General features: G+C 51.3%; 19 protein-coding genes. 9 read left to right on the top strand and 10 right to left on the bottom strand.

All coding sequences use genetic code 11. The features are described 5' to 3' along the window. Positions 1-7 precede the first annotated feature (7 nt). The 3 genes from secM (at position 8) to mutT (ending at position 3,883) form a co-directional block, all read left to right on the top strand. The gene (gene secM / locus BS639_RS10500) at positions 8-541 is read left to right on the top strand and encodes a secA translation cis-regulator SecM (RefSeq protein ID WP_055774901.1); all 534 of its coding nucleotides are present in this window, start codon (positions 8-10) and stop codon (positions 539-541) included. Positions 542-683: 142 nt separating this feature from the next. Then, the gene (secA, locus tag BS639_RS10495) at positions 684-3,401 is read left to right on the top strand and encodes a preprotein translocase subunit SecA (RefSeq protein ID WP_055774906.1); all 2,718 of its coding nucleotides are present in this window, start codon (positions 684-686) and stop codon (positions 3,399-3,401) included. 86 nt (positions 3,402-3,487) lie between these two features. Beyond that, on the top strand, positions 3,488-3,883 hold the full coding sequence (gene mutT, locus BS639_RS10490; RefSeq protein WP_055775286.1) for an 8-oxo-dGTP diphosphatase MutT: 396 nt from the start codon (positions 3,488-3,490) through the stop codon (positions 3,881-3,883). Positions 3,884-3,940: 57 nt separating this feature from the next. Here the strand turns inward: mutT and yacG are convergent, their stop codons facing one another. From yacG to coaE, 3 genes are read right to left on the bottom strand one after another with little or no spacing between them, the layout of a single operon-like run. Beyond that, the gene (gene yacG / locus BS639_RS10485) at positions 3,941-4,141 is read right to left on the bottom strand and encodes a DNA gyrase inhibitor YacG (protein ID WP_055774909.1); all 201 of its coding nucleotides are present in this window, start codon (positions 4,139-4,141) and stop codon (positions 3,941-3,943) included. An 8-nt stretch (positions 4,142-4,149) separates the two neighbouring features. Then, a complete protein-coding gene (zapD, locus tag BS639_RS10480; protein WP_084983061.1) occupies positions 4,150-4,902 on the bottom strand; it encodes a cell division protein ZapD in 753 nt (250 codons plus the stop codon). Beyond that, entirely contained in the window at positions 4,895-5,524 is a 630-nt protein-coding gene (gene coaE / locus BS639_RS10475) for a dephospho-CoA kinase (protein WP_084983060.1), read from the bottom strand. Before coaE ends, zapD begins: the two co-directional genes overlap by 8 nt. A 245-nt stretch (positions 5,525-5,769) precedes the next feature. On the opposite strand from coaE, the gene BS639_RS10470 reads away from it, so the two are divergent. Then, complete coding sequence (locus BS639_RS10470; RefSeq protein ID WP_055774920.1) at positions 5,770-6,810, top strand: GMP reductase; 1,041 nt, start codon at positions 5,770-5,772, stop codon at positions 6,808-6,810. Positions 6,811-6,857: 47 nt separating this feature from the next. Here BS639_RS10470 and hofC read toward each other — a convergent pair whose 3' ends face one another. The 4 genes from hofC to nadC all read right to left on the bottom strand — a co-directional run bounded on the left by hofC (position 6,858) and on the right by nadC (position 11,110). Next, positions 6,858-8,015, bottom strand: coding sequence for a protein transport protein HofC (hofC, locus tag BS639_RS10465; RefSeq protein WP_233427657.1), 1,158 nt, complete (start codon positions 8,013-8,015; stop codon positions 6,858-6,860). 19 nt (positions 8,016-8,034) lie between these two features. After that, a complete protein-coding gene (gspE, locus tag BS639_RS10460) occupies positions 8,035-9,504 on the bottom strand; it encodes a type II secretion system protein GspE (protein WP_055774923.1) in 1,470 nt (489 codons plus the stop codon). Further along, entirely contained in the window at positions 9,504-10,013 is a 510-nt protein-coding gene (gene ppdD, locus BS639_RS10455) for a prepilin peptidase-dependent pilin (RefSeq protein ID WP_084983058.1), read from the bottom strand. Before ppdD ends, gspE begins: the two co-directional genes overlap by 1 nt. A gap of 203 nt (positions 10,014-10,216) precedes the next feature. After that, positions 10,217-11,110 (bottom strand): carboxylating nicotinate-nucleotide diphosphorylase, encoded by an 894-nt coding sequence (nadC, locus tag BS639_RS10450; protein WP_055774926.1) that lies wholly within the window; start codon positions 11,108-11,110, stop codon positions 10,217-10,219. 109 nt (positions 11,111-11,219) lie between these two features. On the opposite strand from nadC, the gene ampD reads away from it, so the two are divergent. Together ampD and ampE are read left to right on the top strand one after the other, a co-directional pair. Then, positions 11,220-11,801, top strand: coding sequence for a 1,6-anhydro-N-acetylmuramyl-L-alanine amidase AmpD (gene ampD, locus BS639_RS10445; RefSeq protein ID WP_055774929.1), 582 nt, complete (start codon positions 11,220-11,222; stop codon positions 11,799-11,801). After that, entirely contained in the window at positions 11,798-12,652 is an 855-nt protein-coding gene (ampE, locus tag BS639_RS10440) for a beta-lactamase regulator AmpE (protein ID WP_084983057.1), read from the top strand. Before ampD ends, ampE begins: the two co-directional genes overlap by 4 nt. Before the next feature lie 17 nt (positions 12,653-12,669). Here the strand turns inward: ampE and BS639_RS10435 are convergent, their stop codons facing one another. The 3 genes from BS639_RS10435 to BS639_RS10425 form a co-directional block, all read right to left on the bottom strand. Continuing rightward, positions 12,670-13,626 carry a glycoside hydrolase family 43 protein gene (locus tag BS639_RS10435; protein WP_055774935.1) on the bottom strand — a complete coding sequence of 319 codons (957 nt, stop codon included), beginning with the start codon at positions 13,624-13,626 and terminating at the stop codon, positions 12,670-12,672. Continuing rightward, positions 13,619-15,070, bottom strand: a complete 1,452-nt coding sequence (locus BS639_RS10430) for an MFS transporter (protein ID WP_055774938.1) — start codon at positions 15,068-15,070, stop codon at positions 13,619-13,621. The genes BS639_RS10435 and BS639_RS10430 overlap by 8 nt, the downstream gene beginning before the upstream one ends. A gap of 226 nt (positions 15,071-15,296) precedes the next feature. Next, on the bottom strand, positions 15,297-16,673 hold the full coding sequence (locus BS639_RS10425; RefSeq protein ID WP_055774941.1) for an amino acid permease: 1,377 nt from the start codon (positions 16,671-16,673) through the stop codon (positions 15,297-15,299). Positions 16,674-17,098: 425 nt separating this feature from the next. On the opposite strand from BS639_RS10425, the gene pdhR reads away from it, so the two are divergent. From pdhR to aceF, 3 genes are all read left to right on the top strand, one after another. Beyond that, on the top strand, positions 17,099-17,869 hold the full coding sequence (pdhR, locus tag BS639_RS10420) for a pyruvate dehydrogenase complex transcriptional repressor PdhR (protein WP_055774944.1): 771 nt from the start codon (positions 17,099-17,101) through the stop codon (positions 17,867-17,869). 225 nt (positions 17,870-18,094) lie between these two features. Then, the gene (gene aceE, locus BS639_RS10415; protein WP_055774947.1) at positions 18,095-20,758 is read left to right on the top strand and encodes a pyruvate dehydrogenase (acetyl-transferring), homodimeric type; all 2,664 of its coding nucleotides are present in this window, start codon (positions 18,095-18,097) and stop codon (positions 20,756-20,758) included. Positions 20,759-20,771: 13 nt separating this feature from the next. Beyond that, the gene (gene aceF / locus BS639_RS10410; RefSeq protein ID WP_084983056.1) at positions 20,772-22,685 is read left to right on the top strand and encodes a pyruvate dehydrogenase complex dihydrolipoyllysine-residue acetyltransferase; all 1,914 of its coding nucleotides are present in this window, start codon (positions 20,772-20,774) and stop codon (positions 22,683-22,685) included. Positions 22,686-22,896: the final 211 nt, after the last annotated feature.

Raw genomic sequence — 22,896 nt, 5'->3', positions numbered from 1 at the left:
AAAACTTGTGATTGGTATTCTAAATCGTTGGCGACAATTTGGCAGAAGGTATTTTTGGCCGCATCTCCTGTTGGGGATGGTCGCGGCGAGCCTTGGCGTGTCGACGAATCTTTCACAAACTGAGCTGGCAAGTGTAACCAATACCTCCTCAAGTCTAAACCGTTTAAACATCGACACGCGTGGACTGACCAATCTGGCGTGGCTCCAGGCCCATCGCCGTGCGTCAATCGGTGTTGATTACTGGCAGCAGCATGCACTGCGCACGGTCATCCGTCACCTTTCTTTTGCGTTGGCCCCTCAGGTTGTGACCTATAACGTCGTCAGCCCTGAAGCCGTGTTAGCCGACGTTGAACCATTGCACGTGCAGCAGCTTGCTCTGCTGGTCACGTTAAATTCGTTGCTCACGCACGAAGCAAAACCCCCGGTAATTATCCGTGATACTCAGCAAACGCTGCTCACGGCCTCCGATAAACACCAGCCGGGCATCTGGCTGGCCGAGAGTCTAGGTATTCGCGCCGGGCCTCTCGCCTCTCTGGTTTGATTGTCATTTCTGAAGTGATCTTTGCCGCTTTTTCTCTGCATAAGTCAGCATGGCACAAGCCTGTAACCTATGTCGGTAAAAGCAAAAAGTACTAACAAAAATAGTGGCCGCAGCATGCGGTCTCAAAGAGAAATCAAGAATCATGTTAAGCAAATTACTCACCAAAGTTTTTGGTAGCCGTAACGATCGTACACTGCGCCGTATGCGCAAAGTTGTTGACCAAGTTAGCCGTCTCGAACCTGAAGTTTCAGCACTGTCTGACGAGCAACTGAGAGCCAAAACCGATGAGTTTCGCGCTCGTTTGGAAAAAGGCGAAGTGCTTGAATCCCTAATCCCTGAAGCTTTTGCTGTCGTGCGTGAATCAAGTAAGCGCGTATTCGGTATGCGTCACTTTGACGTACAGCTGCTCGGCGGTATGGTTTTAAACGAACGCTGTATCGCAGAAATGCGCACCGGTGAAGGTAAAACCCTGACCGCAACCCTGCCAGCCTACCTGAATGCCTTAAGCGGTAAAGGCGTTCACGTTGTTACCGTCAACGACTATTTGGCCCAGCGCGATGCGGAAAATAACCGTCCGCTGTTTGAATTCCTCGGTTTGAGCGTGGGCATCAACCTGCCAAATATGCCAGCACCCGCGAAGCGCGAAGCCTACGCCGCAGATATTACCTACGGTACCAACAACGAATACGGCTTCGACTATCTGCGCGACAACATGGCGTTCAGCATCGAAGAGCGCGTTCAGCGTAAGCTGCACTATGCGCTGGTGGATGAGGTTGACTCCATCCTTATCGATGAAGCACGTACTCCGCTTATTATCTCGGGTCCGGCAGAAGACAGCTCAGAGATGTATATTCGCGTCGACAAGCTGATCCCTAAACTGATCCGTCAGGAAAAAGAAGATTCAGACAGCTTCCAAGGCGAAGGTCACTTCTCCGTTGATGAGAAAGCGCGTCAGGTTCATTTGACCGAGCGTGGATTAATTTTGATTGAAGAGATGCTGGCCGAAGCTGGCATCATGGAAGAGGGTGAATCACTCTATTCCCCAACCAACATTATGCTGATGCACCACGTAACGGCCGCACTGCGCGCCCACGTGCTGTTCACCCGCGATGTTGACTACATCGTTAAAGACGGTGAAGTTATCATTGTTGACGAACACACCGGTCGTACCATGCAGGGGCGTCGCTGGTCAGACGGTTTACATCAGGCGGTTGAAGCCAAAGAACACGTTGATATTCAAAACGAAAACCAGACTCTGGCATCAATTACCTTCCAGAACTACTTCCGCCTGTATGAGAAACTGGCCGGTATGACCGGTACTGCCGACACCGAAGCGTTTGAATTCAGTACTATTTACAAGCTCGATACCATTGTGGTGCCAACCAACCGCCCAATGCAGCGTAAAGATTTGCCTGACCTGGTCTACATGACTGAAATGGAAAAAATCGGCGCCATCATCGAAGATATTAAAGAACGCAGCGCAAACGGACAGCCAATTTTGGTCGGTACTGCTTCAATCGAAAAATCTGAAGTGGTTTCTCACGAGTTGACCAAAGCCGGTATCGAACACAGCGTCCTAAACGCCAAGTTCCACGCCAAAGAGGCTGATATTGTTGCTCAGGCCGGTCAGCCAAGCCGCGTAACTATCGCCACCAACATGGCCGGTCGTGGTACGGATATCGTGCTGGGCGGCAGCTGGCAGGTTGAGATTGAGAAACTGGGCGAAGAGGTAACGGCCGAGCAAATTGCCAGCATTAAAGAAGCCTGGAATGTACGTCACGAAGCCGTTCTGGCCTCCGGTGGTTTACATATCGTGGGTACCGAACGTCATGAATCACGTCGTATCGATAACCAGCTGCGCGGTCGTGCGGGTCGTCAGGGCGATGCCGGTTCATCCCGCTTCTACCTGTCAATGGAAGATCCACTGATGCGTATCTTCGCCTCAGACCGTGTATCAGGCATGATGCGCAAACTGGGCATGAAGCCGGGCGAAGCTATCGAGCACCCTTGGGTGACCAAAGCGATTGCCAACGCACAGCGCAAAGTTGAAGGCCGTAACTACGACATTCGTAAACAGCTGCTTGAATACGATGACGTTGCCAACGACCAGCGCCGCGCCATCTACGGCCAGCGTAACGAACTGTTGGACGTCACTGACGTGAGCGAAACCATCGCCAGCATCCGCGAAGACGTGTTCAAAAGCACCATCGACAGCTGTATTCCACCGCAGTCGCTGGAAGAAATGTGGGATGTTGAAGGTCTGGAACAGCGTCTGAAGAACGATTTCGAGCTGGAAATGCCTATCAAAGAGTGGCTGGATAAAGAGCCTGAGCTGCATGAGGAAACGCTTCGTGAGCGCATTCTGCAAACGGCGAAAGATTCTTATGCGCGCAAAGAAGAAGTTGTTGGCATCGAAATGATGCGTAACTTCGAAAAAGGTGTGATGCTGCAAACGCTCGACTCCCTGTGGAAAGAGCATCTGGCAGCGATGGACTATCTGCGTCAGGGCATCCACCTGCGTGGTTATGCGCAGAAAGATCCGAAGCAGGAATACAAGCGCGAATCGTTTGCTATGTTCGCTTCTATGCTGGAATCACTTAAATATGAGGTGGTTAGCGTATTGAGCAAGGTTCAGGTTCGCATGCCTGAAGAAGTCGAAGCAATGGAAGAGCACCGTCGCGAAGAAGCTGAGCGTTTGGCTCAGCAGCAACAGCTTAGCCACGTTGCCTCTCTTGAAGAAGAGTTGTCATTGACCGCAGGCAGTCCAGCAGCCGCTGAACGCAAAGTCGGGCGCAATGATCCTTGCCCATGCGGTTCAGGCAAAAAATACAAGCAGTGTCACGGACGTCTGCAAAACTGATTGCCAGTCTGAATACAGCAAGATAACAAGGGCGGCTAATTACCGCCCTTAATTTTGAGATTTTCCAAGAGGTAAAGAAGGTGAGTATTAAACAACTGAATATCTCGGTCGGGATTATCCGCAACGTTCAGAAAGAGATTTTCATTACTCAACGTGACGCATCTTCGCACATGGCCGGTTTCTGGGAGTTTCCAGGCGGTAAGATTGAAAGCGGAGAAAATGCAGCACAGGCACTGATTCGTGAATTGCAGGAAGAGGTTGGCATTGATGCCGCTGAGCCTGTGCTTATACGCACGCTGCAACATACTTTCCCTGACCGCATCGTCAATCTTCACTTCTTTTTAGTACAGAACTGGACGGGCGAGCCTTATGGTAAAGAAGGTCAGCCGAAGCGCTGGGTAGTGCAGAGCGAAATTAAGGAAAGTGATTTTCCACCGGCCAACGCCGAGATTGTTAAAGCGCTTTTAAACGACGAAATTTAAGATATCAAATAATGATATCGAGATTGAAAGGGGGAACAGTTTATGTTCCCCCTTTTTCTATTTGATGTCGTCTTCGCTCCACTCGTCGAGATCGTTTATCTCGCCTTTACTCGGAATACGTTTTTCTTCGTCGGCCCATTCCCCAAGGTCAATCAACTGGCAGCGCTTGGTGCAGAAAGGCCGGTAAGGACTGTTTTCGCCCCAAATCACTTGTTTGCCACAGGTCGGGCAATTTACCTTAATAATATCGTTGTCCATGTTTGCTCCTAGCAGCAGGCAAGTTCAAAATTCAGTCTGGCCGGAACCTGGCCCTTTTCGCTGTCCAACGGCAGGAAACGAATGGCGTAGCGCGTCTTGTGGCCTGAAACCTGCGGATAAAGTTGATATTCAAGCGAGAGTCGAAGTCGAAGCAAGTCTGCGCCTTCGGCATTGTCCTGGAAGAAACCATTTAGGCTTATCTGGTTGCGGAAAGGTCCCGACTGACGAATGAGGCCTAGAACGCTGGTCAACGACTTATGAAGCGGTTCTAACGTGTCGAGCCAGTGACGCACATCGGTGTCGCGCAGCGCCTGCGGCATATGCATCCAAATATGCAGTGTCGGTAAGTCGAAACTGCAGCAACCGCCGGGAATACTCAAGCGCTGTTTTACCAGGCTGACCATGCGATCCTCTTTAAGTGCCTGACCTATTCTTGGCGCACTCATCAGTACCGACGCCGTGTCTTTCAACTCCGCGCGCAGTTCGTGAATTCGAGACATCTCAACGCCGGGAACGTCGGACCAAAGCAGCAGTTTTTGCTGTTGGCGTTCAAGCTCTTTTAACAGGTCGGTTCGTACTTCACCGCGTTCCAGCACGTCTAAAAGATCGGACGCAGTACGGAAAAAAGTCAGGGCGGAAGCAATAGAACTGAGATGCGGATTGGCATGTAACTGTTGTAAAAGAAACTCAATGCGCAGCCAGGTACGCATCTTTTCATTTAAAGGATGTTCAAAGAGAACGGTAGTAACCACATCACTCATTCTTGTCAATATCCTGTCGGGTCGCTGAAGCCGCTAAATCCAGATAACGGCTATGTAATGAAGCAACACGCGGCTCGATCGTCTCGGGACCACCGTTGTTATCAATTATGTCATCCGCACAGGCCAACCTCTGTTGGCGTGAGGCCTGCGCGGCAATAATACTTTCGGCCTGCTGACGACTGACGCCATCACGGCTGATTGTTCTCAAAAGCTGTACTTCTTCGCTTACGTCGACCACAAGTACGCGATTTGCACGGTCTTGTAATCCATTTTCTACCAAGAGAGGCACCACCCAAAGCACATAGGGTGAACAGGCTGCCTTGATTAAACGCTGCGTTTCAGCCTGTATTATAGGATGAAGAAGTTGGTTAACCCATTGTTTATGTCCGGTATTACTAAAGATAACTTCTCGCAGTCGCGGGCGGTTAAGTGAGCCGTCATCCAGAACGATTTGTTTACCAAATCTTTCAACTAAAGCGTGTAAGGCCGGCATGCCAGGTTCAACCACCTGACGTGCAAGGATATCGGCATCCACCAGCGTAACCCCAAGTCGCCCAAACGCATTGGCGACCGTACTCTTCCCGCTGCCTATCCCGCCGGTGAGTGCAACAATATAGCTCATACTTTTGCTCGGATGCTTTTATGCGAAAAATATCGATAACCTAAATGATAAAGATATCGTCAGTAAGTGCAAGCCAGCCTTACCCTTCATACTTGAAGTTGATCCTGCAAACTGTGAAGTGAGATCCAAAACCGCCTCTTGCCGTGAGGCTATTCCTGAGTATGATAAAACCACTGGAGAAGGTGCAAACTGTTACTCGCTTGTCGGCTCGCGCTACAGGCTTCTAGCCCAACCAGGACAACTCAATGCGTATTGAAGAAGGTTTAAAGTTAGGTTTTAAAGACGTCCTCATTCGTCCAAAACGCTCTACCCTCAAGAGCCGTTCCGAAGTCGAACTCGAACGTACTTTCACATTCAAGCACTCGGGCCACAGTTGGTCGGGTACTCCCGTTATTGCCGCCAATATGGACACTGTCGGTACTTTTAGTATGGCTGAAGCACTCGCATCGTTTGGTTTACTGACCGCGGTCCACAAGCATTACAGCGTCGAACAATGGCAGGCATTTATTGCCCTGAGCAGCGAATCTGTATTGCGGCACGTCATGGTATCAACGGGCACGTCGGGCGCAGATTTCACTAAACTGCTGAATATTCTTTCCCTGTCCCCGCTGCTGAAATTTATCTGTCTTGACGTCGCCAATGGCTATTCCGAACATTTTGTCGAGTTTCTTCAACGGGTGCGGGAAGCCTGTCCGGACAAAGTTATCTGCGCCGGCAACGTGGTGACCGGTGAAATGGTTGAAGAACTCATCCTTTCCGGGGCCGACATTGTCAAAGTGGGTATCGGGCCAGGGTCAGTGTGCACCACGCGAGTCAAAACGGGCGTTGGTTATCCGCAGCTCTCGGCAGTGATTGAGTGTGCCGATGCAGCTCACGGCCTAGGCGGACAGATTGTCAGCGACGGCGGCTGTGCGGTGCCCGGTGACGTTGCCAAAGCGTTTGGCGGCGGGGCAGACTTCGTGATGCTCGGCGGTATGCTGGCAGCTCACGACGAGTGCGAAGGCACTATTGTTGAAGAAGAGGGTGAAAAGTTCATGCTTTTCTATGGCATGAGCTCGGTATCTGCCATGAAGCGTCATGTAGGTGGCGTTGCCGAATACCGCGCCGCCGAGGGCAAAACGGTTAAACTGCCGCTGCGAGGCCCGGTTGAAAATACCGTTCGCGACATCCTCGGTGGGTTGCGTTCTGCCTGTACCTACGTGGGCGCAGAGCGTTTGAAAGAGCTGACTAAACGCACGACCTTTATTCGTGTCGCCGAACAGGAAAATCGCCTGTTTGGTCAATAGACTGCATAACGGCGGTGACATACCGCCGTTTTTAATCTCCTCATTTCTTAGTTCATTGCTGCCCCCAAATTGAAGATGGGCAGATACATGGCAATAACCAGCCCGCCTACAATCACGCCCATAAACAACATCATCAACGGTTCTATTTTTTGTGCCATTCCTTCGGCAAGCTCATTGGCCTGCTCGGCGTGCCATTCGGCCAGCTTCTGAAGCAGCGTATCCAACGCGCCTGACTCCTCGCCGATGCGGACCAGCTGTCGGCACAGCGGTGGGAAGAGCGGGGAGTCCGTCAGTGCCTTATGCAGAGGCAGTCCCTGTGCTAACTGTTGGGTCAATAGCCCGACTGCTCGCTTGTAGTGCAAATTACTGATTGAAGATTCTGCCGCTGAGAGACCGGCACTAAGCGTCATTCCTGCACGTTGAGTCAGCACCAGCGTTTGAAATAGCTGACATAAACAGCCATAGCTAATCAGTTTTTTAATTATCGGCAGCTTCAATAGCCAGCGTTGTTCGTTCCATTGCCATTTTTCCTGCGGATGTAAAAAATGAGAATAACCGCCATAACTTAGGCCAATAATCGTCGCTAATACGGGGCCATAGTGAATGATCCAGTCAGATCCTGAGATGAGCATCTGCGTGAACCGAGGCAGTTCTGCGTCAAACGACAGATAGATTTTGGCAAACTCCGGTAACACCATGGTCAGCATGAGTAGGGTAATGGCTGAGGCAATAACCATCACGATGAGTGGATAGCGCAGGGCTTTCTTCACGGTTTTTTGCAAACGAATGATTTGCTCCTGCTGAATTGCCAGCTGTAAACAACAGTTGTCCAACTGGCCAGTCAATTCCCCAATGGCAATGACCTGTGGATAAATAGCAGGAAACACCAAAGGATATTGTTGCAGTACCGTCGACAACGGTTGTCCCTCATTAACCTGTTTAACGACGTCGGTCAGTATGCAGCGCCAGGCCGGCAAAGGGTGATCGTTAGCCAGCAGTTTCAGACTCATCGTCAGCGGCAGGCCGGTTTGCAGCAAGGTTGCCAACTGCCTGATAAATGCGATGCGCTCTTTATTTTTCCAAAAACGCTGACTGAGTTTCACTATCCTCTTAATTGAAAGAGGCTGAAGCCCTTGATCCATCAGGTGCTCAAGCACCTCCCGCGGCTGCGCTGAGAGATTTTCACCGTTGCGCAGTTGGCCCATGTCATCAAGAGCCTGCCACTTAAACAGATACAGATTTGCCTTGGTCACCTCGTTCTCCTTCACCCATTACGCGATAAAGTTCGCTTAAAGAAGTGGTGCCTTGTTCAACCAGAGAAATACCCGAGGCAAAAAGTGTCTGTTGGCTTTGGGCAGCAGCAATAACGCGCAGCACCTGAGAGTCAGCACCGTTGACCAGAGCCTGTTGCAGCTGTGGGCTGTTCTCTAGCATTTCGTAGACCCCTACGCGACCGTAATAACCCGAAAAGCAGTGTTTACAGCCCTGTGCCTGCCAAACTTCTATTTCCTGGGCCTCCTGCTGATGTGGGGCTTTTACCCGCGTTCGTTGTCGAGTTTTACAGTGTGGGCAAAGTTTTCTGACCAGGCGCTGGGCAATGACCAGCCGCAGACTGGCGGCAATCTGGTATCCCTCAACGCCCATTTGCGCCAATCTCACCAACGTTTCGGTCGTCGAATTGGTATGCAGCGTCGAAAGCACTAAGTGGCCGGTTTGTGAAGCCTTAACGGCAATCTCTGCCGTCTCGGCGTCGCGGATTTCACCAATCATAATGACGTCAGGGTCTTGTCTGAGCAGTGAGCGCAACACCTTGGCAAAACTCAGCGATGCTTTGCTGTTGATTTGTGTCTGATTAATGCCGCGTACTGGGATCTCCACCGGATCCTCCACGCTGCAAATATTTCGTCTTATCGTATTTAGATGGCGTAGCCCAGTATAGAGCGTGACGGTTTTACCACTTCCTGTCGGACCGGTGACCAGAATAAGCCCCTGCGGTTTATCGAGTGCGGCGAGGTATTTCTTTTGCTCGCTTGCGGAAAAACCAAGCTGTTCCAAAGACAGCTCCTGCTGCGTTCTATCAAGAATACGCAACACAATCTTTTCGCCGTACAGCACCGGTAGCGAAGAAATACGCAGCGAGTAGCGCTGTTTATCGAGCGTCACAGACATTTGCCCATCCTGCGGCAGGCGATGCTCTGCCACATTGAGCTGGCCCATAATCTTCAGGCGAGCAAGGACGCTGGGCATCAGAGAAAATTCCGGTGCAGGAAGTTCTTGCAGCACGCCGTCAATTCTCAGGCGAACGCGTAGCTGATTCTCGAAGGGTTCAAAGTGGACGTCAGACGCGCGGCGCTGAATGCAGAGTTTCAGAGTGTGATTGAGAAACTGCACCACCGGTATTTTGCTCTCTTCGTCTACGTCATGATCTTCATTGTGCTGGTTTTCATACGCAGTATCGTCACGCGTATTCTGTGGCTGGCTCAGCGCGTGCTCTAGCTGTGTTTGTGGCCAGAACTCAATGTTTACCTTTAGCGCACAGGTAAAGCGCAGGGCGGTGAGCAGCGCCGTTGAATCCGTGGTTTCCTGATGACAGGCCACGCGCAGGCTCTCATCTTCTATTGCAATCAGCACCGCGCCGTAGTGTTGACACTGTCGCCGTAGGGTATCGCGAAGCGCACTGGTTTTTTCAGTCATCAGCGCGTACTCGGGTCACTGAAGTGAAAGATTTGTTTGCAGGCATTAACCAGTCCCTCATTGCCGGCGAGGGTGCACTGGCGAGTCCAGTCAATGCTGCCGTCGAGCTTATTGACGACTGGCGTCATCACCACGGACAGGCCGTTCAGCGCTTGCTGACCGCTGAGTGTGATAATCCCTGCCTTTACCTCAATCGCGCTGACGTAACGCGAGGCTTTGGAGGCTGGAATACTTGAAACGCCGTTATTACAGGTCGCTAGCTCGCCCAAATCAATGCTGCAAAGCTCGGAGGCAGTCTTATAAGGGATCATGGTTTGCAGCATATCGGTCAGCGCGGCTTTTTGCGTATAAGACTGATAGGCCGGAATGCCAATGCCGCTAAGAATGCCAATAATGCCGATGACCACCATCAGCTCAATCAGCGAAAACCCCCGCTGTCGGCGAGACTGTGGTTGCTGTTGGGAAAAGCGCTGCGAAAACGTGGTGTGACTGAAAGTGAGTGAATGCATGAGGTGTTCCATCCTTGAAGTCAGTGATGCCGTAGTGGCAAGACGTAAACTAATCGCCATATTCGTAGCAGGCTAGCACCCGTTGTTGATGACTCAAGACGTGACGCAAAATGAAATGAAACAGGGAGGGAAATACAATAAAGCAGGAATAGAGTGCACAAATTTCCCCGCGCCGTGGCGGGGAAATGCGTAAAGAAAGAGGCTTAACGAAAACGCATCGACAGGTCCAAAGCGCGTACGTGTTTGGTCAACGCGCCAACGGAAATATAGTCAACGCCCGTTTCGGCGAACTCACGCAGCGTGATATCTGTTACATTGCCTGATACTTCAAGCTGTGCTCTTCCGGCGGTCAGGGCAACGCCTTCGCGCATCATCTCGACGGTAAAATTATCGAGCATGATGATATCGGCACCCGCTTCCAACGCCAGCTCAAGTTCGGCCAGGCTTTCAACTTCAACCTCCACCGGTACGTCGGCGTGGATCCACAGAGCGCGCTCAACGGCAGCCTTGATTGAGCCGCAGGCGATAATATGGTTTTCCTTAATCAGGAAGGCATCCGCCAATCCTAGACGATGGTTGCTACCGCCGCCGCAGAGCACTGCGTATTTCAGCGCAGTGCGCAGGCCAGGCAAGGTTTTACGTGTGTCGAGAAGGCGAGTTTGCGTGCCTTCAAGCAGTTTGACAGAGTGATTTACCGCACTCGCAACCCCGGACAGCGTTTGGACAAAGTTTAACGCCGTTCTTTCTCCAGTAAGCAGCAGTCTGGCCGGTCCGGCGATGTCGAACAGGGGTTGGTTTTCTTTGATAGGGTCACCATCTGCGACGTGCCAGATTATCTCGACCTCTTCACCACCGAGTTGGGCAAAGACTTCATCAACCCAGCCCGAGCCACAAAAAACGCCGGTTTCACGGGTAATCACGGTGGCCAGGGCCTGTTTATCCACCGGCAGTAGCTGGGCAGTTAAATCACGATTAGCATCGACTTCGCCGCCCAGGTCTTCACGCAATGCCTGAGCAACAATAAGTGGGATATCGTCGTGGATACGACTGAGCAACTCTGCGCGGCGACTTTCAATGCTGTAGCGGCGAGTGGGCATACAAAACTCCGAAAATGACGGGTAGGATAGTCAAAAAAACATGCTACCCTTTTGCTTTCACAAGCGCCATGAAGAAGTACCCTACAACCCACTGCTGGTGAGGTCATTAATGCAGTTAATACAAGGCTGGTTAACCGAAGCACGTCGCGTGATTTCTCCGCATTTCGACCTGCGTCCAGAGGATGAATCTCCCTCTCTACTGGTTATCCATAATATCAGCCTGCCGCCCGGAAAATTTGGCGGACCTTATATCGACCAGCTGTTCACCGGCAGGCTTAACCCGCAGGACGATGCTTTTTTTGAACAAATTCATCAGCTGCGTGTGGCGGCACACTGTTTGATTCGTCGAGACGGTGAAGTGGTGCAATACGTGCCTTTTGACAAGCGCGCCTGGCATGCTGGCGTATCCAGTTTTCAGGGGCGAGAGCGCTGTAATGACTTCTCTATTGGGATTGAGCTGGAAGGCACTGACTTTGAGCCGTTTACTGCTGAGCAATATGAGAGTTTACTTCGCGTTACCGATTTGATACTAAAACACTATCCTGTCGATTTGCAGCATATTACTGGTCACAGTGATATTGCTCCAGGCAGAAAGACCGATCCCGGGCCACATTTTGACTGGCGTCGCTATCTTGATGCCGTTCAACACCTCGTGTCGCATGAAACACCAAGAGAGAGTCCTCGTCCATGACGTTAATTACTTTGCTGCTGGTTTTAGCCTGGGAGCGTTTATTTAAGCTCGGTGAACACTGGCAGCTCGATCATCGCTTTGAAGTTATTTTCCGCCGCGGCCGCGCCGCTTCTATGACCAAAACGTTGGCGATTTTTGTGGTCTGGATGGCGGTGCTGTGGGGGATTTTACGTCTGGTGCACGGCACTTTCTTTGGCATCCCTTCGCTGGTGCTGTGGGTGGTGATTTGTCTGCTGTGCATTGGCGCGGGTCTTAAGCGTAAACACTATCGTGCTTATCTCAAAGCGGCGCGTCAGGGCGAAGTCAATGCCTGTTCCGAAATGGCGGAAGAGCTGGCGCTGATCCACGGACTGCCGGTGGATTGTACCGAGGGCGAACGATTAAGAGAGCTGCAGAATGCGCTGATCTGGATAAATTTCCGCTATTATTTGGCGCCGTTATTCTGGTTTGTGGTGTGTGGTCCCTATGGGCCGGTTGCTCTGGGCGGCTATGCCGTTCTGCGTGGCTATCAAACGTGGCTGGCGCGAAATACAACGCCCCTCAAGCGCAGTCAGTCCGGGGTTGATAATCTTCTGCACGTGCTTGATTGGATTCCTGTGCGTTTGGCGGGGGTGGCCTATGCGCTGATTGGTCACGGTGAAAAAGCTTTACCGGCTTGGTTTGCCTCATTGGGCGATATTCACTCTTCCCAATATCAGGTTTTGACGCGGCTGGCGCAGTTCTCTCTGGTACGCGATCCGCACCTTGATCCGGTGCAGACCCCGCGTTCAGCCGTGGCAATGGCGCGTAAGGTCACCATCATCATTCTGATTGTCGTGGCGCTGTTGACGATTTACGGCACCTTGGTTTAAGACTAAACGCTTCAATTCTACTGATTATCCGCCGGTGGTTCGCCAAACACCGGCATGCCTTCATCGTCCCAGATGATGGTTTTTAGTCGCGTATGGCGGTTCGGGTCATACAGCGGGTCGCCCTGAATCTCGGTGTAGTTCCGCGCATGATAAACCAACACGTCTTCACCTTTTTCATTCTGCGTAAAGCTGTTGTGCCCAGGGCCAAATTGTTTATTGTCCGCCTGTGTCTTGAATACCGGCGTCGGCGATTTGTGCCATTGGTTTGGATCGGTGATATCGCTTTCAATATCGGCCCACAGTAGCCCAATGCAGTAATTCTCGTCGGTGGCGCTGGCGGAATAGGTGATAAAGAGCTTGTCGTAACCTTCAATGACCGCTGGACCTTCGTTCACTTTAAAACCTACTGTTTCCCACGGCAGTTCGGGCTTGCTGAGCATCACCGGCGCCGTTTTCAACGTCCACGGATTGCTCATCTCGGCCAGATATAAATTTGAATTCCCCTCGATCTCTGGGTCTTTCTGCGCCCATAAATAGTAGCTTTTTCCTGCGTGGCTAAAATGGGTAGCATCCAGCGAGAAACTGTCCATCGGCGTTGCTACGCGGCCCTTTTCCTGCCATTTTCCACTCAGCGGATCGGCGTCTGAGCACTCAAGAACAAACATCCGGTGCTGAAACAGCCCTTTAACGATTTTTTCAGACGGCGCGGCGGCAAAATAGATGTACCAGTTGCCGTTGATATAGTGCAGTTCTGGCGCCCAAATCAGCGCGCTCATTGGGCCACCGCTGTGCTTGCGCCAGATAATGCGCGGTCTGGCTTCCGCTAAACCCTCGAGAGTGGCTGAACGGCGGATTTCAAGCCGGTCATATTCCGGGACGGAGGCAATAAAATAGTAGTGGCCGTCGGTATGGCGCCAGATGTGGGGATCGGCGCGCTGCGTAATGAAGGGATTGGCGTAAACACTGTTACTCATGCTTGGGTTCCTTGCTAGCAAAGACCGGTAAATCGACTTCACCCCGTGTAGCTTCGGAGTAGGCGTTAAGGTCGTTGTTCTTAGTAGAATCAACATAGTTACGGCGGCGGATTTCTAGGTCCGCTTGGATGGTTTTCATTAATTCGCGGTCAACTTTCAACAGCTTGACCACGCCGGCGGTGATTAAATATCCCACTCCCGGTATTACGGTGAACAGCAGCACGATACCGTTAAGTGCGTGTTCAGTCTGTGATGTGGCACCCGCCTGATAACCATAAAACGACAGCAGAAAGCCCACCATTGCCCCCGCCACCGCCAGCCCGCATTTGAGAAAGAACAAATTGCCTGAGAAACTGATGCCGGTACTGCGTTTTCCCGTCTTCCATTCACCGTAATCATCGACGTCGGCCATCAGCGACCAGTGCAAAGGTGACGGCAGTTGGTGGAGAATATTGAGCAGGAAGTAGGCTGCCAGAATCAGCGGGGTTATATGTGGGTCAAGGAAGTAGAATCCGCAGGAGAACAGGGTGAGAATAATATTGGTCCAGAAAAAGACTTTCAGTTTGCAGAATCGGTCGGTGAGCGGTTTGGCCAATGCGCTGCCGATCATCATGCCAATTACCCCGAGGCTGATAAAGAGGCTGGCGAACGAGGTCGACTTTTCCATCACCCACGTGACGTAATACATCGTCGCCGCCATACGAATAAAGCCCGGACAAACGTTGCAAAAGGTCAGCAGCAAGATGCGTACCCACTGGTCATTCTTCCACACGTCTTTCAAATCGCTCTTAAGATCGCGCTTGAGGGTGACGGCGGGCTGAATTCGTTCTTTAACAGAACTAAAGCAGAACAAAAACATTGCCAGCGCAATGAACGCCATCACGGCAATCGACATTTGGTATCCCTTTGCCTTATCCGCGCCGCCAAACCACTGTGCCATTGGCAGCAGCGAGGAGGAGAGGATTAGGGTGGCGATACCCACCATAAAGAAGCGGTAAGACTGGCAGGAGACGCGTTCTTTTGGATCAGCGGTGATCACACCGCCCAGCGAGCAGTAGGGAATATTGATGGCGGTATAGGTTAGCGACATCAGGAAATAGGTCGTAAAGGCATAAATAACTTTGTTTGAATAGCTCCAGTCGGGGGTGGAGAACATCAAAATGCTGAACAGGGCGAAAGGCACTGAAACCCACAGCAGGTAAGGACGGAAGCGGCCCCAGCGCGTCTGCGTGCGGTCGGCGATGGCACCCATAATCGGGTCGCTTACGGCATCAATAACTCGAATCGACAGCAACATGACGCCAACCAGCGCCGGTGCCAGCCCGAAAACGTCGGTATAAAAATAGCTCAGAAATAGGGTAATGGTGCCCCAAATCATATTGCAGCCCGCATCTCCCATGCCGTATGCAACTTTTTCTTTAAAAGACAGTGCGCCTTGTCTCATGGACTCTCTCCAAAACGGGGGACGGATAACTAAGTGTTTGAAGTATTGATGCGAGTTATAGGAATGAGTCAGGAGATAAGAAGCGTAGAGATGGACAAATTGGTTACGAAAAGGAAAGTGTGAGCCAGATTACATTTAACCTCGAGCACCAAACGCCATAAAAAAACCCGACCGTGTGGTCGGGTTTTGAAGAGCAAGCACAGTCGCTAAGCGCTGCGTAACGACTCTATTTGAGTGATGTATGCGTGACTGGAGTATTTTTACCTTTCAGCTTGTAGCTGACGGCAAGAACAATCAGCCAGACCGGGATTAGAATGACTGAAATCTGAATATCCGGCGTTATATACATAATCACCAGAATAGCCGCCAGGAACACCAGGCAGAGGTAGTTGCCAAAAGGGTAAAGTAGCGCTTTAAATTTCGGGGTGACGCCTTCGCGGTTTTTTGCCTGACGGAACTTCAGGTGTGCGAGGCTAATCATCGCCCAGTTGATGACCAGTGCAGAAACGACCAACGCCATCAGCAGGCCAAAGGCTTTGCCCGGCATCAGGTAGTTGATAAGTACACACAGCGCCGTTGCCAGTGCTGAAATACCGATAGCCACATAAGGCACGCCGCGACGGTCAACCTTGAGCAGCGCTTTCGGGCCATTACCCTGTTTAGCCAGGCCAAACAGCATGCGGCTGTTGCTGTATACGCAACTGTTGTAAACAGACAGGGCCGCCGTGAGCACCACGACGTTGAGTAGGGTTGCAACCAGATTGCTGTCAAGTGCGTGGAAAATCAGCACAAACGGGCTGCCGCCTTCAACGACCTTGGTCCACGGATACAGTGACAGCAGAATGGCAAGCGAGCCGATATAGAAAATTAAAATACGGTAGATGACTTGATTGGTGGCTTTTGGAATGCTCGTTTCCGGGTTAGCGGCTTCGGCAGCGGTAATGCCCACCAGTTCAAGTCCGCCAAAGGAGAACATGATAACCGCCATCGCCATCACCAGTCCGCTGATGCCGTGCGGGAAGAATCCGCCCTGCGCCCAAAGGTTGGTCACCGTAGCCTCAGGACCGCCGTGGCCGCTGGCAAGTAGCCATGCGCCAAAGACAATCATGCCAACGATCGCCACGACTTTAATGATCGAGAACCAGAATTCCATCTCGCCGTAAACTTTTACGTTGGTCAGGTTAATGGCGTTAATCAACACAAAGAATACCAGTGCGGAAACCCAGGTTGGGATCTCCGGCCACCAATACTGCACGTAAATACCCACGGCAGTAAGTTCTGCCATCGCGACCAATACGTACAATACCCAGTAGTTCCAACCGGAGGCGAAACCGGCGAAATTACCCCAATATTTGTAGGCGAAGTGGCTAAAAGAACCAGCAACGGGCTCTTCAACAACCATTTCACCCAGTTGACGCATGATCAAAAATGCAATCACGCCGCCAATGGCATAGCCAAGCAGAACGGAAGGCCCTGCCATTTTGATGGTCTGCGCTATTCCCAGAAAAAGCCCAGTACCGATTGCTCCACCTAATGCAATGAGCTGTATATGGCGGTTTTTTAGTCCGCGTTTTAGCTCCTCGCCGTGCTGCTTATCATCCATTTCCCGATCCTCTGTCGTTAGGGAAAAAAGCTACAAATCTGCTTAAAACGTTGGCTGTAAGCCGAAGAGTACACATTTTGTATCTAATTATTTACGGCTGCAATGCAACGAAAAAGCAGCATTAACTACCGTTCGGCCAAGAATAGTGTTAAGCGAAAAAGTTTGCACCTGCTTTATTGTATTAGCGCTTAAGAAATGAGCAAACCGATTGAAAAGTTGTCTGAAAGCGGTGAAATGTGATCCAGGGCACGTTATAAAAAGAAATGCTAAATATTTGTTAAATTGTGCGAGATGGGCGGTTTTAAGAGGGGCTCGATATGGACTTCGCGTGAATACTTTGTTACTTTACGGCCACGTTTTTTGAATTGGTATTACCAATTGACTCCGAGCTAGTCACGTGACCTATAAGGCAGATAAACGTTCCTATGGCCTACAGTAAAATTAGACAGCCGAAGTTATCTGACGCGATCGAGAAGCAGCTTGAGTCTCTGATCCTTGAAGGCACTCTGCGCCCTGGCGAAAAGCTTTTGCCCGAGCGCGAACTGGCAAAGCAGTTTGATGTTTCTCGGCCTTCGCTAAGAGAAGCTATTCAGCGCCTTGAAGGTAAAGGCCTGCTGTTACGTCGCCAGGGTGGTGGCACATTCGTTCAAAGCAACTTATGGCAAAGCATTAGCGACCCCCTTGCAGAATTACTTTCCGATCATCCTGAATCGCAGTTCGATCTCCTTGAAACCCGTCACGCCCTCGAAGGTATAGCCGCTTATTATGCAGCGCTTCGCGGAACGGAAGAAGACTTACAGCGTATTCGCGATTGTCATCTCGTGATTCAATCGGCGCAGGACAGTGGCGATCTCGACGCTGAAGCCGATGCAGTCATGCAGTATCAGGTAGCTGTAACAGAAGCGACGCATAATGTGGTGTTGCTGCATCTGCTCCGCTGTATGGGGCCGATGCTTGAAAAAAACGTTCGACAGAATTTTGAATTGCTTTACTCGCGCCGTGAAATGTTGGCGATGGTGAGCAACCACCGCGCCGGGATATTTGCAGCGATTGTCGCACGTGAGCCAGAAAAGGCCCGCGAAGCATCGCACCGTCACCTGGCGTTTATCGAGGAAGTTTTGCTGGATTTGAGCAGGGAGCACAGTCGTCGTGATCGTTCACTACGTCGACTCCAGCAACGTAACGAAGAAAATTAAACTCTGGGTAAATCTGGCTGTCCGCATACCTATAGCCCGTCGTTTGGGCTCTGAGAATAATTTTGGAAGCTTTTATGCTCTCCCGTGGGAGCAGAAACTACACTGACGGGCCTGTCTTCGTGCGTTTTACCTACGAAGCTGTGGTAAGAGCGCAGAAACGTTGAGAGCGCAGGAAGACAGGCTCCAGATAAACCAACGTATTAGAGACAGATAAGGAAAAGCACCATGTCAGAACGTGTAAATAATGACGTGGATCCGATCGAAACTCGCGACTGGCTACAAGCGATCGAATCGGTCATCCGTGAAGAAGGTGTTGAGCGTGCACAGTTCCTGATCGATCAGGTTCTGAGTGAAGCACGTAAAGGCGGCGTGAGCGTTGCAGCTGGTGCTGCAAGCCGTAACTATATCAATACCATCGCTGTTGAAGACGAACCTGAATATCCGGGTAACCTGGAGCTGGAACGCAATATTCGTACGGCAATCCGCTGGAACGCGATCATGACCGTTCTGCGTGCGTCCAAAAAAGACCTGGATCTCGGTGGCCACATGTCATCATTCCAGTCTTCTGCCGCTATTTATGAAGTGTGCTTCAACCACTTTTTCCGTGCACGCAACGAGCAGGACGGCGGCGATCTGGTTTACTTCCAGGGCCACATCTCTCCAGGCGTGTACGCGCGTGCTTTCCTTGAAGGCCGCTTGACCGAAGACCAGATGAACAATTTCCGTCAGGAAGTTCACGGTAAAGGTCTCTCTTCTTATCCGCACCCGAAACTGATGCCTGAATTCTGGCAGTTCCCGACCGTATCAATGGGTCTGGGTCCAATTGGGGCAATTTATCAGGCCAAATTCCTGAAATATTTGGATCACCGTGGTCTTAAAGACACCACCAGCCAGCGCGTTTATGCGTTCCTGGGCGACGGTGAGATGGATGAGCCAGAATCTAAAGGTGCGATCACCATCGCTACCCGCGAGAAGCTAGACAACCTGTGCTTCATCATCAACTGTAACCTGCAGCGCCTTGATGGCCCGGTTACCGGTAATGGTAAAATCATCAACGAACTGGAAGGCATCTTTGCAGGCGCCGGCTGGAACGTTATCAAGGTGATTTGGGGCAACCGTTGGGACGAACTGCTGCGTAAGGATACCAGCGGCAAGCTCATCCAACTGATGAACGAAACCGTTGACGGCGATTATCAGACCTTCAAGTCACGCGACGGTAAATACGTTCGCGAGCACTTCTTCGGCAGATACCCTGAAACGGCTGCGTTGGTTAAAGACATGACCGACGACCAGATCTGGGCCCTGAACCGCGGGGGTCACGATCCGAAGAAAGTCTTTGCTGCACTGAACAAAGCGCAGAACACTAAAGGCCAGCCAACAGTAATCCTTGCCCACACCATCAAAGGTTATGGCATGGGTGAAACCGCTGAAGGCAAGAACATTGCCCACCAGGTCAAGAAAATGAACATGGATGGCGTACGTTACATCCGCGATCGTTTCAGCGTACCAGTCAGCGATGAAAACATTGAAAAACTGCCTTACATCACCCTGGAAAAAGACTCCGCAGAGTACAAATACCTGCATGAACGTCGCCAGGCGCTGAAAGGTTATCTGCCAACGCGTCTGCCAAAATTCACGCAGAAGCTGGAAATGCCGAAGCTGGAAGACTTCTCTCAGCTGCTGGAAGAGCAGAAGAAAGAAATTTCTACCACTATCGCCTTCGTTCGTGCATTGAACGTGATGCTGAAAAACGATTCGATCAAAGACCGTTTAGTCCCGATCATTGCCGATGAAGCGCGTACTTTTGGTATGGAAGGTCTGTTCCGTCAGATTGGTATTTACAGCCCGAACGGCCAGCAATATACCCCGCAGGACCGTGAGCAGGTTGCTTACTATAAAGAAGACGAGAAAGGTCAGATTCTGCAGGAAGGGATTAACGAACTGGGTGCGGCCTCTTCATGGTTGGCAGCGGCAACGTCTTACAGCACCAACGACTTGCCAATGATCCCGTTCTATATCTACTACTCAATGTTCGGTTTCCAGCGTATCGGTGACCTGTGCTGGGCAGCGGGTGACCAACAGGCGCGCGGCTTCCTGGTCGGCGGCACTTCTGGTCGTACAACGCTGAACGGTGAAGGTTTGCAGCACGAAGATGGCCACAGCCATATTCAGTCGCTGACGATCCCTAACTGTATCTCTTATGATCCGGCGTATGCCTACGAAGTGGCGGTCATCATGCATGATGGTCTGGTGCGTATGTACGGCGACGCGCAGGAGAACATTTATTACTACATCACCACGCTGAACGAAAACTACCACATGCCAGCCATGCCGGAAGGTGCCGAAGAAGGCATTCGTAAAGGTATCTACAAGCTGGAAACTGTTGAAGGCAGCAAAGGCAAAGTGCAGCTGATGAGCTCGGGTTCAATTCTGCGCCACGTGCGTGATGCAGCTCAGATTCTGGCCAAAGATTACGGCGTGGGTTCTGACGTTTACAGCGTAACCTCGTTCACCGAGTTGGCGCGCGACGGTCAGGACTGCGAACGTTGGAACATGCTGCATCCGGCTGACGAACCACGCATTCCTTACGTGGCTCAGGTCATGAATGATGCGCCGGTTGTTGCATCAACTGACTACATGAAACTGTTCGCCGAGCAGATCCGTAACTTCGTTCCTGCCAGCGATTTCCGCGTTCTCGGCACTGACGGTTACGGCCGTTCTGACAGCCGCGAAAACCTGCGTCACCACTTCGAGATCGATGCATCTTACGTGGTGGTTGCTGCACTGGGCGAATTGGCCAAACGTGGCGAGATCGATGTGAAGGTTGTGGCAGAAGCCATTACCAAGTTTGGCATCGATGCTGACAAAGTTAACCCGCGTCTGGCGTAAGAGGTAAAGACAGATGGCTATTGAAATTAATGTACCGGACATTGGTGCCGATGCAGTAGAAGTCACCGAAGTGCTGGTGAAGGTTGGCGATACCGTTTCCGTCGAACAGTCTCTGATTGTTGTTGAAGGTGACAAGGCGTCGATGGAAGTCCCTTCTCCACAGGCTGGCGTAGTTAAAGAAATTAAAGTTGCTGTGGGCGATACCGTCGAAACCGGCAAACTGATTTTCGTGTTTGATTCTGCTGACGGTGCTGCTGCACCGGCTAAAGCGGAAGAAAAACCGGCGGCTAAAGAAGAAGTGAAAGCAGAAGAAAAACCTGCCGCCGCGGCTTCAAGCGAAAACAAAGACGTTAACGTACCCGACATCGGCGGTGATGAAGTTGAAGTTACCGAAATTCTGGTAAAAGTGGGCGACACGGTTTCTGCCGATCAGTCGATTATCAACGTTGAGGGTGATAAAGCCTCAATGGAAGTGCCGGCGCCGTTTGCTGGTACGGTTAAAGAGATCAAAATTGCTGCGGGCGACAAAGTCAGCACCGGTTCTCTGATTATGGTCTTTGAAGTGGCGGGCTCTGGCTCTGCGGCTCCTGCTGCCAAAGAAGAAACCAAAGCAGAAGAGAAACCTGCTGCTGCACCTGCGGCTTCTGGCAGCAAAGAAGTTAACGTACCGGACATCGGCGGTGACGAAGTTGAAGTCACCGAGATCATGGTTAAAGTGGGCGATAAAGTTGCAGAAGATCAGTCTCTGATCACCGTTGAAGGCGATAAAGCTTCAATGGAAGTGCCTGCGCCGTTTGCTGGCACCGTTAAAGAAATCAAAATTGCTGCGGGCGATAAAGTCAGCACCGGTTCTTTGATTTTCGTCTTCGAAGTAGAAGGCGCTGCACCTGCTGCGGCTCCAGCCAAGAAAGAAGAAACGGCGGCTCCTGCCAAACAGGAACAAAAAGCGGCGGCTCCGGCAGCTGTTGAAAGCAAAGGCGAATTCTCTGAGAACGATGCTTACGTTCACGCTACGCCTGTTATCCGTCGTCTCGCGCGCGAGTTTGGCGTTAACCTGTCTAAAGTGAAAGGCACCGGTCGTAAAGGCCGCATCCTGCGCGAAGACGTTCAGGCTTACGTAAAAGATGCAGTTAAACGTGCTGAAGCTGCACCTGCTGCCGCTGCGGCGGCGGGCGGTGGTTTGCCGGGTATGCTGCCTTGGCCGAAAGTTGACTTCAGCAAGTTTGGTGAAATCGAAGAAGTTGAACTGGGCCGTATCCAGAAAATTTCTGGTGCCAACCTGAGCCGTAACTGGGTGATGATCCCGCACGTTACGCAGTTCGACGAAGCCGATATCACTGAAGTTGAAGAGTTCCGTAAGCAGCAGAACGTTGAAGCCGAGAAGAAGAAACTCGACGTGAAAATCACGCCGCTGGTCTTCATCATGAAAGCCGTTGCCAAGGCGCTGGAAGAGTTCCCACGCTTTAACAGCTCTCTTTCTGCCGATGCGCAGACGCTGACGCTGAAAAAATATATTAACATCGGTGTGGCGGTTGATACGCCAAACGGCCTGGTGGTTCCGGTATTCCGTGACGTCAACAAGAAAGGTATTGTTGAATTGTCGCGTGAACTGACCGTTATCTCCAAGAAGGCACGTGATGGCAAACTGACTGCTTCCGATATGCAGGGCGGCTGTTTCACTATCTCTAGCCTGGGCGGCATCGGCGGTACGGCATTTACGCCTATCGTGAATGCGCCGGATGTGGCGATTCTGGGCGTGTCAAAATCGTCTATGAAGCCGGTCTGGAATGGCAAAGAGTTTGAACCGCGTTTGATGTTGCCGCTGTCTCTGTCCTTCGACCACCGGGTTATTGACGGTGCAGCTGGAGCACGTTTCGCTGCATACATCGGTACCGTAATGTCAGATATTCGTCGTCTGGTGATGTAATTGTTATAAGGCCGGCAAGTTGCCGGCCTTGTTTTTGACACGGGTCTTATTGCCTTTAGTTGGCGGGTAATAAGATTGTTGAGACTCAGGTCACCCGAACTTTGTTTGCAGAATTTTAACAATTCTGTAAACTTCTCGCGGTGTATGCGTCCCGGTGGATGAAGGGCGTTGCGTACTGCATTCATTCTTAATGAGTGCGTTTCAAAGAACG

The sequence above is a fragment of the Rouxiella silvae genome (assembly GCF_002093625.1).
Lineage (GTDB): Bacteria > Pseudomonadota > Gammaproteobacteria > Enterobacterales > Enterobacteriaceae > Rouxiella > Rouxiella silvae.
The sequence above is the reverse complement of the archived record's forward strand: the minus strand, read 5'-3'. Positions and strand labels throughout refer to the sequence as shown.